Source organism: Clostridium sp. CAG:265, from assembly GCF_000436575.1.
In the GTDB taxonomy this organism is placed as follows: Bacteria; Bacillota; Clostridia; order Clostridiales; family Clostridiaceae; genus Clostridium; species Clostridium lentum.
Map to the genome: position 1 here is coordinate 1 of NZ_FR886639.1, position 267 is coordinate 267.

At 31.5% G+C, this 267-nt stretch carries 1 protein-coding gene; it reads left to right on the forward strand.

Annotated elements, in window-relative coordinates; genetic code table 11:
* Positions 1 to 267: serine hydrolase domain-containing protein (locus Q5O29_RS09860; RefSeq protein WP_302632098.1), on the forward strand; the 267-nt coding region annotated here is incomplete at both ends.

Consider the following 267-nt stretch of genomic DNA (forward strand, 5'->3'; position numbering starts at 1 on the left):
AAGGCGTGGCATTGGTAGCGCAAGGCAATGAAATTAAATTTGCTAAAGCTTATGGAAATGCAGATTATGATGATAATATAGTAAATAAAGTAAATACACGTTTTGCTATAGCCTCAAATACAAAACAATTTACAGCAGTAGCTATAATGCAACTGATGGAAGATGGGAAAATAAATCTTGATGATACCATTGATAAGTATTTTCCAAAGTTTAAATATGCAAATCAGATAACAGTAAGAGAGTTATTACAAATGAGATCAGGTCTTG